Origin of the sequence: Paraflavitalea soli (assembly GCF_003555545.1) — a bacterium.
Taxonomy (GTDB): Bacteria; Bacteroidota; Bacteroidia; order Chitinophagales; family Chitinophagaceae; genus Paraflavitalea; species Paraflavitalea soli.
Genome location: NZ_CP032157.1, coordinates 4,359,043 through 4,372,969 on the forward strand (window position 1 = coordinate 4,359,043; position 13,927 = coordinate 4,372,969).

At 43.6% G+C, this 13,927-nt stretch carries 16 protein-coding genes and 5 tRNA genes; 2 read left to right on the top strand and 19 right to left on the bottom strand.

All coding sequences use genetic code 11. The features are described 5' to 3' along the window. Positions 1-60: 60 nt before the first annotated feature. The 4 genes from rplL to rplK all read right to left on the bottom strand — a co-directional run bounded on the left by rplL (position 61) and on the right by rplK (position 2,395). Positions 61-432, bottom strand: a complete 372-nt coding sequence (gene rplL / locus D3H65_RS16150) for a 50S ribosomal protein L7/L12 (protein WP_119051304.1) — start codon at positions 430-432, stop codon at positions 61-63. 155 nt (positions 433-587) lie between these two features. Further along, on the bottom strand, positions 588-1,130 hold the full coding sequence (rplJ, locus tag D3H65_RS16155) for a 50S ribosomal protein L10 (protein ID WP_119051305.1): 543 nt from the start codon (positions 1,128-1,130) through the stop codon (positions 588-590). A gap of 77 nt (positions 1,131-1,207) precedes the next feature. Beyond that, the gene (gene rplA / locus D3H65_RS16160) at positions 1,208-1,900 is read right to left on the bottom strand and encodes a 50S ribosomal protein L1 (RefSeq protein WP_119051306.1); all 693 of its coding nucleotides are present in this window, start codon (positions 1,898-1,900) and stop codon (positions 1,208-1,210) included. Between the two features lie 51 nt (positions 1,901-1,951). Beyond that, positions 1,952-2,395 (bottom strand): 50S ribosomal protein L11, encoded by a 444-nt coding sequence (rplK, locus tag D3H65_RS16165; RefSeq protein WP_119051307.1) that lies wholly within the window; start codon positions 2,393-2,395, stop codon positions 1,952-1,954. A 366-nt stretch (positions 2,396-2,761) separates the two neighbouring features. On the opposite strand from rplK, the gene D3H65_RS16170 reads away from it, so the two are divergent. Further along, positions 2,762-3,247 (top strand): hypothetical protein, encoded by a 486-nt coding sequence (locus tag D3H65_RS16170; RefSeq protein ID WP_211345502.1) that lies wholly within the window; start codon positions 2,762-2,764, stop codon positions 3,245-3,247. Between the two features lie 150 nt (positions 3,248-3,397). Here the strand turns inward: D3H65_RS16170 and nusG are convergent, their stop codons facing one another. The 11 genes from nusG to rpsU all read right to left on the bottom strand — a co-directional run bounded on the left by nusG (position 3,398) and on the right by rpsU (position 8,907). Next, on the bottom strand, positions 3,398-3,967 hold the full coding sequence (nusG, locus tag D3H65_RS16175; RefSeq protein WP_119051308.1) for a transcription termination/antitermination protein NusG: 570 nt from the start codon (positions 3,965-3,967) through the stop codon (positions 3,398-3,400). Next, positions 3,967-4,161, bottom strand: coding sequence for a preprotein translocase subunit SecE (gene secE, locus D3H65_RS16180; protein ID WP_119051309.1), 195 nt, complete (start codon positions 4,159-4,161; stop codon positions 3,967-3,969). Before secE ends, nusG begins: the two co-directional genes overlap by 1 nt. Before the next feature lie 96 nt (positions 4,162-4,257). Then, positions 4,258-4,328 (bottom strand) — tRNA-Trp (locus D3H65_RS16185). A 163-nt stretch (positions 4,329-4,491) separates the two neighbouring features. Further along, a complete protein-coding gene (gene tuf, locus D3H65_RS16190; RefSeq protein WP_119051310.1) occupies positions 4,492-5,679 on the bottom strand; it encodes an elongation factor Tu in 1,188 nt (395 codons plus the stop codon). 202 nt (positions 5,680-5,881) lie between these two features. Further along, positions 5,882-5,953 (bottom strand) — tRNA-Thr (locus D3H65_RS16195). Between the two features lie 75 nt (positions 5,954-6,028). Then, positions 6,029-6,101, bottom strand: a tRNA-Gly gene (locus tag D3H65_RS16200). 95 nt (positions 6,102-6,196) lie between these two features. After that, positions 6,197-6,279: transfer RNA gene (locus D3H65_RS16205), tRNA-Tyr, on the bottom strand. A 6-nt stretch (positions 6,280-6,285) separates the two neighbouring features. Further along, positions 6,286-6,361, bottom strand: a tRNA-Thr gene (locus D3H65_RS16210). A gap of 756 nt (positions 6,362-7,117) precedes the next feature. After that, positions 7,118-7,417: an HPF/RaiA family ribosome-associated protein gene (locus tag D3H65_RS16215; protein ID WP_119051311.1), complete on the bottom strand. Its 300-nt coding sequence runs from the start codon at positions 7,415-7,417 to the stop codon at positions 7,118-7,120. A 296-nt stretch (positions 7,418-7,713) separates the two neighbouring features. Further along, the gene (locus tag D3H65_RS16220) at positions 7,714-8,622 is read right to left on the bottom strand and encodes a tyrosine-type recombinase/integrase (protein ID WP_119051312.1); all 909 of its coding nucleotides are present in this window, start codon (positions 8,620-8,622) and stop codon (positions 7,714-7,716) included. Positions 8,623-8,709: 87 nt separating this feature from the next. Beyond that, positions 8,710-8,907, bottom strand: a complete 198-nt coding sequence (rpsU, locus tag D3H65_RS16225) for a 30S ribosomal protein S21 (protein WP_119051313.1) — start codon at positions 8,905-8,907, stop codon at positions 8,710-8,712. A gap of 96 nt (positions 8,908-9,003) precedes the next feature. Between rpsU and D3H65_RS16230 the strand changes: the two genes are divergently transcribed. Further along, positions 9,004-9,612: a riboflavin synthase gene (locus tag D3H65_RS16230; RefSeq protein WP_119051314.1), complete on the top strand. Its 609-nt coding sequence runs from the start codon at positions 9,004-9,006 to the stop codon at positions 9,610-9,612. Here D3H65_RS16230 and D3H65_RS16235 read toward each other — a convergent pair. Genes D3H65_RS16235 through D3H65_RS16250 form a run of 4 tightly spaced genes read right to left on the bottom strand, consistent with a single transcriptional unit; the run spans position 9,596 to position 13,926 of the window. Continuing rightward, the gene (locus tag D3H65_RS16235) at positions 9,596-10,831 is read right to left on the bottom strand and encodes an SGNH/GDSL hydrolase family protein (RefSeq protein WP_119051315.1); all 1,236 of its coding nucleotides are present in this window, start codon (positions 10,829-10,831) and stop codon (positions 9,596-9,598) included. The two genes, D3H65_RS16230 and D3H65_RS16235, sit on opposite strands and share 17 nt — an antisense overlap. A 27-nt stretch (positions 10,832-10,858) precedes the next feature. After that, positions 10,859-12,367: a hypothetical protein gene (locus D3H65_RS16240; RefSeq protein ID WP_162915661.1), complete on the bottom strand. Its 1,509-nt coding sequence runs from the start codon at positions 12,365-12,367 to the stop codon at positions 10,859-10,861. Positions 12,368-12,398: 31 nt separating this feature from the next. Then, positions 12,399-13,526 (bottom strand): SGNH/GDSL hydrolase family protein, encoded by a 1,128-nt coding sequence (locus tag D3H65_RS16245; RefSeq protein ID WP_119051317.1) that lies wholly within the window; start codon positions 13,524-13,526, stop codon positions 12,399-12,401. A 43-nt stretch (positions 13,527-13,569) separates the two neighbouring features. Then, the gene (locus D3H65_RS16250; protein ID WP_119051318.1) at positions 13,570-13,926 is read right to left on the bottom strand and encodes an SxtJ family membrane protein; all 357 of its coding nucleotides are present in this window, start codon (positions 13,924-13,926) and stop codon (positions 13,570-13,572) included. Between the last annotated feature and the right edge of the window lies 1 nt (position 13,927).

Consider the following 13,927-nt stretch of genomic DNA (forward strand, 5'->3'; position numbering starts at 1 on the left):
AGGGGCAATAAAAAACCCCGGTCTATTGACCGGGGTAATTATGTGAGACGGGAAATCTAATTAAGCGATTTCAACCTCAGCACCTGCTTCTTTCAGCTTAGCAACCAATGCTTCAGCATCAGCTTTGCTTACGCCTTCTTTAACGGGCTTAGGAGCACCGTCTACCAGGTCTTTAGCTTCTTTCAGACCGAGACCAGTCAGATCTTTTACGATCTTAACTACGTTCAGTTTGTTAGCGCCACCATTTTTCAGGATAACGTTGAAAGAAGTTTTTTCTTCTGCAACAGCAGCAGCTGCAGCAGGTCCGGCAACAGCTACAGCAGCAGCTGCAGGCTCGATGCCGTATTCTTCCTTCAGGATCTTAGCTAATTCGTTTACTTCTTTTACAGTCAGGCTAACCAGCTGTTCTGCAAATGCTTTTAAGTCTGCCATTTTACATTTTTTAATAACCGCCTTCATGGTTCAGGCTTCTGGCCCTCACTCCGGCGGAGGTAATTTAAATTGTCTTCACTTATACCCGAAGACTTGGGTGTTATTTTAAGCTACGGGCCGAAAGTTATAAACGCTAAGCCTGTAAGCTGTTAACCTTAGTTCGCTGCTCTGTCTTCCAGGGCTTTTACCAGGCTGGCCAATTTGCCGCCGGCATTCAGGCCGCTGATAACATTCTTGGCAGGAGATTGCAATAAACCGATGATCTCGCCAATAAGATCGCTCTTGCTTTTCAGGGCAGTCAGGACCTTCAGTTGATCATCGCCTGCAAATACATCACCGTCGATAAATGCAGCCTTCAGTTCAGGCTTTACTCCGTCTTTAGCACCTTTCACACCTTTGCGAAAATCGCTGATGATGAGGGCTGGTTCTTTAGCATTCTCGCTGAACATGATGGCAGTAACACCATGCAAGGAATCATATACACCGGAATAACGGGCTTTATCCAGGCTTTCGAGTGCTTTCTTGATGAGTGTGTTCTTAGCCACTTTCATTTCGATGTTCTTATCGAAACAAACACGACGCAGTTTACCAATCTGCGCAACAGTCAGAGATTCTGTATTGGTAATATAGAAATTGTTGTATTGAGAGAACTTCTCCTTCAACACGTCAATTACTTCATTTTTTTCTTGCTTGGTCATAACGCAAATTTTTAGATGTTTTCGCTGTCAGCTCCTTTTCCCTTACAGGATCGTAGCCCATGAACGCGTTACAAATTTTAGTTCATTAAAGATTTGGTTTCTACTGGAATAGCAGGGCTCATGGTGCTGGCCATGAAAACGCTTCTCAGGTAGGTACCTTTTGCTGAAGATGGCTTAGCCTTAATGACAGCATTGATCAGCTCCAGGCTGTTCGCAGCAATCTTTTCAGGGCTGAAGCTTACCCGGCCGATTGAAGCATGGATGATACCAGCTTTATCTACCTTAAAGGCAATCTTACCACCTTTCACCTCATTAACAGCAGCTGCTACATCGTTGGTAACAGTACCTGTTTTGGGGTTAGGCATCAGGTTACGGGGACCGAGGATCTTACCCAGTTTACCAATCTTAGGCATTACGGAAGGAGTAGCAACGATCACATCAACATCTACCCAACCACCTTCGATCTTTGTAATGAATTCATCCAGACCTACAAAGTCAGCGCCTGCTGCTCTTGCATCTGCTTCTTTATCGGGGTTGCACAATACCAGTACACGCTTGGTTTTACCGGTGCCATGGGGCAGGGTAACGGTACCGCGAATAGCCTGGTCAGCTTTTTTAGGATCCACGCCCAAACGGATGTGGATGTCAACAGAAGCATCAAATTTAGTAGTGTTCACATCCTTTACAATTGTAGATGCTTCTTTCAGTGAATACACTTTATTTTTATCGATCTTAGCGTCTACCGCTTTTCTTTTTTTAGCGATTCCCATTGTCATTCAGTTTTAAGGAAGCCCCCGCAAAAATGCGAAGACAGTGAAGAATTAATTTTCCCAGGGAGCTTTACCATCCACTGTAAGTCCCATGCTACGGGCTGTACCAGCCACCATCTTCATAGCACTTTCCAGGGTAAAACAATTCAGGTCGGGCATTTTGTCTTTGGCGATAGCCTCAACCTGGTTCCAGTTCACTTTACCTACCTTACTGCGGTTAGGCTCTTTAGAACCACTTTGCAATTTGGCAGCTTCCAATAACTGAACAGCAGCGGGGGGAGTCTTGATGATGAATTCAAAAGACTTGTCGGAGAAAACAGTGATCAAAACAGGAAGTACTTTTCCTATTTTGTCTTGCGTACGGGCATTGAACTGCTTACAGAATTCCATGATATTGATACCTTTGGAACCGAGAGCAGGTCCGATTGGGGGTGCCGGATTGGCCTGACCACCCTTTGCCTGTAGCTTTACGAAGCCGGTAATTTCTTTAGCCATTTTATATGATTTATTGGTTCAAACGACCTTTCTTAGCCTTTTTGACTAATAGTCAGTCTCCCAAATTCCTCTACCCCGCTTGACGCGGGACCATAAAGAACTTATTAATTGGGGACGCAAAGTTAGGGAAATTGACTGGAAAAACAAATCTTTTTCTCCTGTGCCAGACCGGTCAAAGATAACCCGGACAGGGGTTCCGGGCAATCACATTTTACCGTTAGGAAGTAGGAATGAGCAGTTGCCGCTGGCCTTCTCATTGGTAAAAATGTTATGATTTTTTATTTTTTGAATATTTCTACGTAGCTTTTGCATTGAATTGCAGCTTGCTGCAAGTATTTCACGAACAACTAAAAAATATATCACACTATGGCCAAGGCAAAGAAAAAAACAGCTAAAAAAGCTGCTCCTAAAAAGAAAGCTGCCCCTAAGAAGGCTGCCCCCAAGAAAAAGGCAGCGCCGAAAAAGGCGGCTAAAAAAGCACTTAAGAAAGTGACCAAGAAAAAAGCAGCTCCTAAGAAAGCAGCTAAAAAAGCAGCCAAGAAAGCGGCTCCTAAAAAAGCAGCGAAGAAAGCCGCGAAGAAAGCAGCCCCTAAGAAAAAAGCGGCTAAGAAAGTAGTGAAGAAAGCGCCAGCGAAAAAGGTTCCAGCCAAAAAAGCACCAGCGAAGAAAGCACCTGCCAAGAAAAAAGCAGCTAAGAAAGCAGCTCCCAAAAAAGTAGCACCTCCTCCTCCACCTCCTGTTGAAGAAGAAGTGGTTGTAGAAGAGATCATTATAGTTGAGCCTTCTTATGATGAGCCTACACCTGACACTGATGGACCAGCTGACGAGCCAGGCGATGATGATAACCAATAATAGGAGATCCTGATAAAATAGTAAGCCTTCCAGTCACTTCCGGAAGGCTTTTTTATTGGGTAATGGCCAGCGCCATTTCCATCAATGACAGACAATAAAAAAGCCACAACATATCGCTGTGGCCTTTTATTAAATTTTATGTAGAAAATATTAGCTCAATTTCTCTACCTGCATATAGTTTAGTTCCACAGGTGTAGAGCGGCCGAATATTTTTACTGTCACTTTCAATTTCTTCTTCTCGTCGTTCACTTCTTCGATGATACCGTTGAAGTCGTTGAATGGTCCTTCAATGATCTTGATGGTCTCACCAACGATGAAAGGCTCAATCATGCTTACGCCACCCGCTTCGGCCATTTCGTCCATTTTACCCAACATCTTATTCACTTCTGCTTTACGGAGGGCGATGGGATTTTCCTTACCCAGGAAATGGATCACACTGGTTGTATTCTTAATGGCTTCACGCAGATCATCAGACAGTTTGCCTTCTATTACTTCAATCATTACGTAACCGGGGTAATAGTTCCTCTCCCGCATTACTTTTTTACCATTCTGAACTTTATAGACTTTCTCTACCGGCAGGAAAACCTGTTTTACCACCTCTCCCCATCCGCCACGGGAAATCTCCTTATCCAGGTACTCCTTCACCTTGCGCTCTTTTCCGCTGACCACCCGGAGCACATACCATTTGGTTTCCTGTTGTTGAATAGTTTGATTTTCCATTACGAAAATAATGAATAGATAAATTTAAGGCCTGATTGAGCAGCAAGGTCCATTACCCATACAATGGCAGTGATCAGTAGAGTAGCTACCAGCACAATCATGGTTGATTGTTGCAGTTGCGCCCAGGTAGGCCAGGTGACTTTCTCTACCAACTCCTTGTAAGACTCCTGGAAGTAGGTCGTTACTTTGTTCATATAATAAATTTGATAATCTGAAGATATGTTAATTTAAAAATTGAAAGCACTGACTATTTTCAAATTCTCAAATTAAGTCATTTTCAAATTATATAGCACGGGCACTAGGATTCGAACCCAGATCAAAGGTTTTGGAGACCCGTATGCTACCGTTGCACCATGCCCGTGTGTAAAATTACCCGTCTCTATAATGCTATGATCAAAAGAGTATTACGGGCTATGCAAAGAACTTCCTTTTTAGAACAAAGTACCTGAACCATAAGGTTCAGGTACTTTGCAAATATACGTCTAAGCTTTCATACTCAACCCCTGAAAGGGGAAAAGCAGGGCTTATTTTACGATTTCAGTAACCTGACCGGCACCTACTGTACGACCACCTTCGCGGATGGCGAATTTCAGACCCTTTTCCATCGCGATGGGTTGGATCAGTTTTACAGACAGTGAAGTGTTATCACCAGGCATTACCATTTCAGTACCAGCAGGTAATTCAACCTCACCGGTTACGTCGGTAGTACGGAAGTAGAACTGAGGACGGTATTTGTTGAAGAATGGAGTGTGACGGCCACCTTCTTCTTTGCTCAGTACGTAAACTTCGCCTTTGAATTCAGTGTGCGGAGTGATAGAACCTGGTTTTACCAGTACCATTCCACGACGAACCTGTGTTTTTTCAATACCGCGCAACAGCAGACCTGCGTTGTCTCCGGCTTCACCGGAATCCAACAGTTTGCGGAACATTTCCACACCTGTTACAGTAGAGTTCAGAGGAGCTTCCATCAGACCTACGATCTCAATAGCTTCACCTACTTTAATGCGACCGCGCTCGATACGACCGGTAGCAACAGTACCACGACCAGTGATAGAGAACACGTCTTCCACACTCATCAGGAACGGTTGGTCAACAGGACGGGGAGGCAGGGGAATGTAAGTATCAACAGCTTCCATCAGCTCGTCGATAGCTTTTACCCATTTTTCTTCGCCAGCCAGAGCGCCGGTTGCAGAACCTTTTATAATAGGAGTGTTATCACCATCAAAACCATAGAATGTCAACAGTTCACGAATTTCCATTTCAACCAGTTCGAGTAACTCGGGGTCATCAACCAGGTCAACTTTATTCATGAAAACCACCATGCGGGGAACACCTACCTGACGAGCCAGCAGGATGTGTTCTTTTGTTTGAGGCATGGGACCATCTGTAGCAGCCACAACCAGGATAGCGCCGTCCATTTGGGCAGCACCGGTAATCATATTCTTCACGTAGTCAGCGTGACCGGGACAGTCAACGTGTGCATAGTGACGATTAGCCGTTTGGTATTCCACGTGCGCCGTATTAATGGTAATACCCCTCTCCTTTTCTTCAGGAGCAGCATCAATTTCATCATATTTCTTCGCTTGCGCCATACCTCTTGAAGACAAGATAGTAGTGATAGCGGCTGTAAGGGTGGTTTTACCGTGGTCAATGTGGCCAATGGTACCTACGTTAACGTGAGGTTTATCCCTCTTAAAAGTCTCTTTTGACATCGTTATCTGTTTTTAGTTGTGTGGTTTTACAATTTTTGTTTTTTATCATGTAGTCAGCAATTGCGGTATTACTACCAGTTGCTTCACACATTTCTACTTCTTTCCTGCCAAAACCGGGCAGGCCTCTCTTCACAAACCCGGATGAGCTTACCCTTGCGGATCAGGCACCATCCTGGTCATTCTTACAATTTTTAAAGAACTGAGCCGTTAGTGAGAATCGAACTCACGACCTCTTCCCTACCAAGGAAGTGCTCTACCACTGAGCTACAACGGCCTTAGCCGGGACCACCTACGTACCTGTAAGGCAGTAAGCGTGAAAATCTGTCAACCGATTCTCTTTGCTGTCCTGAGCGGGAGACGAGGCTCGAACTCGCCACCTATAGCTTGGAAGGCTATCGCTCTACCAAATGAGCTACTCCCGCATTTATCCGCTTATAACACTGAGCGGAACATTCATTTTAAAGATCTCTCTAACCAAATTACCCGCCTTCGCATGAAGCTATGGCGGGCGTTGGAGTGGGCAGGAGAGGAGTCGAACCTCTGAAGTCGAAAGACAGCGGATTTACAGTCCGCCCCATTTGGCCACTCTGGAACCTGCCCTTTAATTGGAGCCACTTGTCGGAATCGAACCAACGACCTACTGATTACAAATCAGTTGCTCTACCAGCTGAGCTAAAGTGGCAAATTTCACTTTCTACACCTCAATCGAACCGGCGACCTTCCCGGCCCCCAGGTCGGGATGCTCTACCAGCTGAGCTAAAGTGGCAAATTTCACTTTCTACACCTCAATCGAACCGGCGACCTTCCCGACCCCAGGTCGGGATGCTCTACCAGCTGAGCTAAAGTGGCAAATTTTAAATTAGACTATTGTTGAAAGCTGGTAAAAAATACTGACAGTCAACATAATAAAGAACTTCCCACACACTTACCAGCACCCTGCTTATTTTTTGGGAAGGCAAAGGTAATCGAATTTGTTAAATACAAAAACTTTGACTCCAATTTTTTTTGCTTGTTTTCAATCATTTGCACAATCCGGTACGCATCATTACAAACAAACCGGCTAAAACTTCCGGCTAGCTGCTGTTTTCGGGCGCAAGATATTGTTTTTATAATTCCGGAAAAGTGTAAATCGAAAAAGAAGGAAGATAAAATCAAACAGATGGAGTTTTTTGGTGATGCGAAGGGCATTTAAAGCGGCCCCTGGAAACGCCGGCAGGAGATATTCAAACGGTGGAGCAGGCTACCTGAGTAGGGCTAGCCTAAGCTTGTGTAGGGGACTGCCATGGGCATGGGTCTCTATAAAGTCTCTATAAGGTCTCTATATCGTCTCTGTAATGTCTCTGGAAAGGTTCCCGGGGTGGAAAGATGTTGAAAGCGGAAGTGCGGGGTATGCAATAAAAAAAGCTGCCCCCATCCAGGGGGCAGCTTCAATCTTTTTTTAAGCTGCTTGCTTTTCTTTTTTTCGCTTAACCTGGTTTACCAGGGATTCCAGTGCGTTGTCAAATGATTCTTCGAATGATTTGGAAGAGGATTTTACAAAGAACTGGTATCGGGGTATCTGTACGCGTATTTCTGCGATCTTATCCTTGATGTTGTGAACTACATTATCCAACTTGAGGTACACATCTACCTTGATAATGCGGTCATGAAAAGTGTTGAGTTTTTGAAGTTTTTTGTTAACGTAATCTACCAGTTTTACATCAGCTGTAAAACGCACGGTCTGAATGTTGACGTTCATACAATCGCATTTTAACTGTGAACAATAAATAAAGATCTTGAGGAGTAATATTGCTACATAGGCGAGCGCTTTTAGAACTCTATGAAGTTAATACAGCATATATTTCTTTCCAAATTAAATTTGTCAATTTGAGCGCGTAAACCTTTAACGTGTTACATCATTAAATTGTTATCCTGTTGCGGATATAAATTCATGTGTACCATTGCCAAAACAAGCACTGATTCCTGGTGTTCGACAGCTCCGGAACATTAACAAACCCAAAGGTTTTACCCAATGAAAACGGGGTCGTTATTCTTTTACGCTTTGGGGTGTGCCTTTTTGTAGATATCCTTCAGTTTCTCTATGGTATTGTGGGTATATATCTGTGTAGCAGCCAGGCTGGCATGGCCCAATAATTCTTTAACAGCATTGAGGTCGGCGCCATTGTTCATTAAATGGGTAGCAAAGGTGTGACGCAGTACATGCGGGCTTTTTTTATCGATGGTGGTCACTGCATTCAACCATTCCCTGACAGAAAGGTAGACCGCTTTGGCATATAGCTTTTTGCCCTTATCATTGACCAGGAGGTAGGTAGTATCCGGCGCTTCCAATTGGGCTCTTTTTTGCCTCATATAGTGTTGCAAGGCAGCTATCAGTTCCCCTCCTACGGGTACCAGGCGTTCCTTATTGCCTTTTCCAAGTATTTTAAGGGTATTTCCTGCTGCATTTACCTGGTTTTCTTTAAGATTCACCAGCTCAGACAAGCGCATGCCGGTATGGTAAAAAACAGATAACAGGAGCTTATCGGTATGGCCCTTCCAGGTATCGGGAAACGCTACCTTGTTCAATAGGTTGCCCATATCCTGCTGTTCCACATATTGGGGTAGCCGTTTACTGACCTTTGGGGCTGTAACAGCGCTCATGGGAGTCTTTTCCAGATTGCCCCTTCGGAGGTGGTATTTGAAGAAGGATTTGAGGGAGGATATCTTGCGATTGATGGTTTTGGCCGATTTTTTCTCCTCTTTCAGGTTGGCCAGCCAACTTCTGATCAGGGAGGCGGAAATATCGGAGAGGGCCGGGTTCTCCATTCCGAATACATTGACCAGGTAAATCGTAAATTCTTCCAGGTCATCTTTGTAGGCTAACAAAGTGTGGGGAGAATACCTTTTCTCAAATTGGAGGTACTCTAAAAAAGGTTGAATAGCGGAATGGGTGGGTGCGATCATAATACGCCCGGATACAAGTATAAAGTAGAATAGCCACAAAGTTAAGAACTTTGCAGCTATTCCAATATGCTATTCAGAATGAATGAATTATCCTTCGATCTGACCGCTGGCTATTTTTTGCTTATAGACAGCCTTCAATACTTTGGTCCGATGTTTTACGGACGGTTTCGTATAAGATTGACGCTCTCTCAGTTGCAACAGGATCTTTGCTTTTTCAAATTTCTTCTTGTACTTCTTGAGCGCTTTGTCAATATTTTCGCAATCTTTTGAATCGATAATCAGCATAGTTATATACCTCCTTTAAAATGCTTTTGGGCCTGCAAAGATAACAGAAAATCTGAAATAGAACAACATTTGCCAACAAAAACCGATTTTTGCTGCATGTTTACAGGTATTATTGAGGCCACGGGCCGGATAGAAGCAGTTTCAACAGCGGGCACCAACCGTATATTGTGGCTCTCCTCCCCTATTACCGGGGAACTTAAAATTGATCAAAGCATTGCCCACAGCGGGGTTTGTCTTACGGTGGAAGAGATCAAAAACGACCATTACCGCGTTACAGCCATTGCAGAAACCCTGAAAAAGACCAATTTAGATAGCTGGAAAACCGGCGACCTGGTGAACCTGGAACGGTGTTTATCTTACCAGGGACGGCTGGATGGGCATATTGTGCAAGGACATGTGGATGCCACGGCTGAATGTATTGATAAAAAAGACCGGGATGGAAGCTGGGAATTCAGGTTTCGGTTTCCTGCAGCATTTGCAGCGCTGGTGATAGAAAAGGGTTCTATCAGCCTGAATGGGATCAGTCTTACGATCTTCAACGTTACCCGGGATGAATTTTCGGTAGGCATTATTCCCTATACTTTCGAGCATACGGATATCCAGCATGTTGTTCCGGGAAGCCGGGTAAACCTCGAATTTGATATGGTTGGAAAATATGTGATCCGTCACCTCTCCCTTCAGGGTGCAGTTACGGCTTCCCACTGATCATTTGCCATAGGCCGTCAGCCACCTTTTTATGACCGGAAGCTCTTATATGCAGATCTAATTCGTAATAATCATCCGGCTGCAGGATTCCTGCCATATTTAGAACCAGCAAATTACCTGCAAAACGGTCCTTATAAGGAGCTTGGGACGCCAACCTGGTCACTTGTTCTAAGAAGTGGTTGTTCAGACGGTCATAACTATCCAGCACGGTTACTATGACCTTTGTTTTGGAGAAATTTATCCGGGAAGTGTTGTACAGTATGTCAACAAAGGCTGCAGCATGCTGCACCTCATCACCGAAAGGACTTTCTCTTTCAAATAACAAAGGAAAGACAGGAGCTATGCCATTGATCTTTTTCTTTACTAAAGACTGGCTTATCAGCAAACTATATTTACCCGGAAAATAGTGCCTTTGTATTTGTTGCCCGGCAACCACAGAGTCATAATAAGCTTTGCCAGAAACAGGCAGCACATAATGGTTGCCAATATATGCCTGGTTTTCTCCAATATCATTGCTACAGTATTGGATGACCAGGTATTTCAGGGCGCTTGTATCCAATTGCCCCAGTTGAGCCATTTCCCGGGCCGTTCCATAAGAAGAAACTCCGCCATTGAGTGTTTTCATACCACTCAATTGCTCCAACTGTTGTGCAAAAGTTTCCTGTTGACCAACACCCCATCCCATTGCATAAGAATCTCCCAAACAGATGATGCCCGGCGACTGTAAGGAATTTTCATCGTCCCGCACACCTTTGCTGTTAATGGAATAAGCATTGCTGAACTCACAATTAAAATAGCGGAAATGTGCACCTGGCTTTAACGTATAAAATAACTCTGTACTATAGGCAGCGGCTTTAGGTTCAAACTGCGGAAGGGGGCAATTGTAATAATCATAGTAATAAGCGAAAGACCATTTAAGAAAGGAAGGGATATGCCGGGGATTTCGCAGCAGATAAGCAGTACATAATTCCATCAGCACCAACAGGCCAAGGGTAACTGCCAAGGGCATTATCCATCTTTTCCGACCCTGGTATTTCCTGAACAGGATCGAAAAAAGGAGGAAGAGAAAGAACATGATGATGCACAAGAACTGGAGGCAAATAAGAATAGTTGCCCAGAAATAGCTGCTGATGTAATGTTGCCGTACAATGATAGTTTTTAGCACCTCCAGAAAAAGGCACCCTACTATCAGATAAAGAAATACTCTTACCCATTTCATAGCTGTTCTTCCTTGTTTGAATACAAATTACAGAGGCAGTTTTACCCATTTTTTCCGGTTCCAATAGACCAACCGGGCATCGCCCTGTAACATCAGATTACAATTGTAACAATTACTGCGTATAAGATGCCATTGATGATCCTCTTTTTTCTCTATCCTCAAAAAGGGAGGCACCATTACGCCGTTAGCCCCAATGGTGTAGTGAATGGTATCAGGAAACAACAAGGCTGTATCCCTGGTAAGGCTGGACAGCACCTGGACACCTGCTGTATCAATATTATTCAGCAACAAAGCTTCCCGGAAACCTGCCCGGAATACAAAGGCGCCATTTATTTCTTCAGGAAGATTGGCAACATATGTTTTTTTACCAGTTTCATTGTTTCCCAGTAAGGCCAGTATCTCCCGTACGGATGTGGAGGCTTTGTGCCAGTTCAGGTTATTTTGTTCGAGGAGGTAGATATGGACAGTCACAATAGCTACCATGGCCATGAGTAACCATTTTGACTGGCTTATTATATGCACCAGACCAAATGCAACAATGGTACTAAAAAAGTAAGAAGCAAAATTTAGTAACCGGTCGCTTTCGGAGGTACGCGTACTTACTCCCACCAGGGAAGGGATGAGCAGGGCGACCAGGAAAAAACAGCCCTGCATATAAAACCAGGAAAGGGCCTGCTTATCATTCATAAGGCGCTTACGCAAATAATAAAACAAACCAATAGCCAATAACAGGATCATTATAAATAGGACGATCAGCCATCCCGATGCATCCATCGGCGGTAAAAAGGTTCGCCCCAATGCCTTAACGGCATTGATAGCGAAAGCAACCAGGTCGCCATTGAGAAATCCCTCTCCGTAATCACCGGCGATCCTTCCGGATATATAGCGCCTCAGCAATACGTGCAATACCAAAGTGAAGCCTAAGGCAATGCCCCAAGTAACGATCTGCCCCCGACGGGCCTTGTTACACAACAAGTAAATGAAGATCATGGCGGGTAGTATAACTATTGTTTCATAAGCGGCAAGTCCTATGAAATAACAAGCACATACTCCTATTATTTTGACTATCTCTTTACCGGGCCGCACCAGGATCAGTAAAGCTGCTATGCCCAAAGTATCGGCTATCATTGCCCCTCTTCCCAATATCCAGGCTACAGACTCATTGTGAAAAGGATAAGTAAAGAATAAAATACCGGCCAGCAGGGCCACGCGCTGTTGCTGTTGTTCATTAGACGTCCATTTCCAATGTATGCACAAACGAATAAGTAAAAGAGCAGATACGGCATGCAACAGGATACCGGTGAGGTAGAAGAACCGGGGATCAAGGCCACCCAGTCGATAGGTAAGCAGTATAGAAAGATCTGATAAAGGGCGAAAAAAGCCGGGGGAGACGAGCTGCCCATCTATGCAAACTCTTTTAATAACAATAAAGTCATCATTGACGAATGAGTTGCCTATAATAGGTGCATAAATAGCAAGTGACAACAAGCTAAGGATTATTAGTTGCCACCACCATTTCAGCTTTAGAAAAAACATATGAAGCTATTCATTATTCTAATAAGTAACACTATTTACCAATAGTATCCTTTTTCTGACCTTTCAGATATGTTCCGTACTCTTTATGAAGCCACGGATATAACTGGCGATATATTATATCGCTGACCTTGCTGGTACCGGCGTTGGTAAAATGGACAATGTCATAGAAATAGGCACTGCTTTTGGGCATTACCTTTGCAAGGTCTATCAATAATATTTCCTGCTCTCTTGCCACCTCCCGGGTGATATCATTATACAATTCCATTCGTTTCCACCAAAGCAGGCCATTCATACCCTTCCATAGCTTATACCGTTCAAGATTTACTCCGGTCAAACTATCTACTGCAGGGCCAAATAAGGATGGCTGGGTGATCAGAACGGGCTGTATCCGGTTACTTCTACATACTTCTATCATCTCCTCTACCCGCTTTTTATACTCTGTCAGGTAGCCTTTTTGTTTCATTAACTGCCCGCTAATTTCCTGGTCGGGGATGATTAGACTGTCGTTAGTTCCCACTTTAAGATCAATATAAGTATCAGCCAACCTATTTACCGCTGCCCGCCGCGATCTCAGCAGGTTGATGACTGTATTGCAGAGCTCACTCTTTTTACTAAGAAAAGTAAATACATTTTTGTATTTATTGGCCATATTAGCGTTGTCAGAACTAGTCAGGTCATCACGTTCAATATCATTACAGCCTACCAGGAATAATATTACCTTCGGCTTTAGCCTAATAACATAATCTTTTAGTAAAACAAGGTGGCCAAAAGTGGAATGTCCACCCAATCCGGCATTATTGAACCAAATATTGAATGAATCATTTAATGAAGTAGAAAGTTTATGACTCCAGGTAAGGCTGTCGGATAAATACGTGCAAGCCGTGGTGCTGCCACCAATGGAAATTACAGATAAAGTATGAAACCCCTTTTCAGGCCTTTCCGGTCCTCTAAAGCCTAATGAATTCACTGAATGAACTATGGTATCTTCAATTACAGGTATGCTTTTATTATAAAAAATATATTGCTTGTTGGTGTTGAGAATGATTTTCTCCCCCTTGATACGAAAATGAAATGGGTTATAAATGCGTAAGATGATCTCTAAAGAAATAATTGTAATGCTGAAAAGGTATAAGGCATAAACTATATTTTTTTTCCGCATAAACGAGAATTGAACAACAGTCTTTGTTGTAAGGAGTAAAGTATCACCAGGTATTTTCCATGCCTTCTTTTGTATACACAAAATTCCGGTCCTTAAAATAACTACCGGCGCCTGGTCTTATTTTTACGCTATCCTTACGAAACAATCGTGCAGCCAGGGACAAGGGATACAAAATGAAAAAAAAGACAATGATCAATATTATCCTGCCCGTAATGTAACCCATACCATGACCAAGTTTCATCCAACCCCAATGGATCTTATCGGCAAGGAAAGGAATAAAGATCCCAATTACTCCCAGAACCACTGCCGTTGACAACAGGAATTTTCGCTGAAACACCAAATTCAGGATGACACAGGCTATTACCAATACCAGGATCGTTTCTGTACTCTTTTTCGTCATA

Bases quoted from the DNA above. Each gene is read 5' to 3' on its own strand.
- rplL (WP_119051304.1), bottom strand. From the start codon at position 432: ATGGCAGACTTAAAAGCATTTGCAGAACAGCTGGTTAGCCTGACTGTA.
- rplJ (WP_119051305.1), bottom strand. From the start codon at position 1,130: ATGACCAAGCAAGAAAAAAATGAAGTAATTGACGTGTTGAAGGAGAAG.
- rplA (WP_119051306.1), bottom strand. From the start codon at position 1,900: ATGGGAATCGCTAAAAAAAGAAAAGCGGTAGACGCTAAGATCGATAAA.
- rplK (WP_119051307.1), bottom strand. From the start codon at position 2,395: ATGGCTAAAGAAATTACCGGCTTCGTAAAGCTACAGGCAAAGGGTGGT.
- D3H65_RS16170 (WP_211345502.1), top strand. From the start codon at position 2,762: ATGGCCAAGGCAAAGAAAAAAACAGCTAAAAAAGCTGCTCCTAAAAAG.
- nusG (WP_119051308.1), bottom strand. From the start codon at position 3,967: ATGGAAAATCAAACTATTCAACAACAGGAAACCAAATGGTATGTGCTC.
- secE (WP_119051309.1), bottom strand. From the start codon at position 4,161: ATGAACAAAGTAACGACCTACTTCCAGGAGTCTTACAAGGAGTTGGTA.
- tuf (WP_119051310.1), bottom strand. From the start codon at position 5,679: ATGTCAAAAGAGACTTTTAAGAGGGATAAACCTCACGTTAACGTAGGT.
- D3H65_RS16215 (WP_119051311.1), bottom strand. From the start codon at position 7,417: ATGAACGTCAACATTCAGACCGTGCGTTTTACAGCTGATGTAAAACTG.
- D3H65_RS16220 (WP_119051312.1), bottom strand. From the start codon at position 8,622: ATGATCGCACCCACCCATTCCGCTATTCAACCTTTTTTAGAGTACCTC.
- rpsU (WP_119051313.1), bottom strand. From the start codon at position 8,907: ATGCTGATTATCGATTCAAAAGATTGCGAAAATATTGACAAAGCGCTC.
- D3H65_RS16230 (WP_119051314.1), top strand. From the start codon at position 9,004: ATGTTTACAGGTATTATTGAGGCCACGGGCCGGATAGAAGCAGTTTCA.
- D3H65_RS16235 (WP_119051315.1), bottom strand. From the start codon at position 10,831: ATGAAATGGGTAAGAGTATTTCTTTATCTGATAGTAGGGTGCCTTTTT.
- D3H65_RS16240 (WP_162915661.1), bottom strand. From the start codon at position 12,367: ATGTTTTTTCTAAAGCTGAAATGGTGGTGGCAACTAATAATCCTTAGC.
- D3H65_RS16245 (WP_119051317.1), bottom strand. From the start codon at position 13,526: ATGCGGAAAAAAAATATAGTTTATGCCTTATACCTTTTCAGCATTACA.
- D3H65_RS16250 (WP_119051318.1), bottom strand. From the start codon at position 13,926: ATGACGAAAAAGAGTACAGAAACGATCCTGGTATTGGTAATAGCCTGT.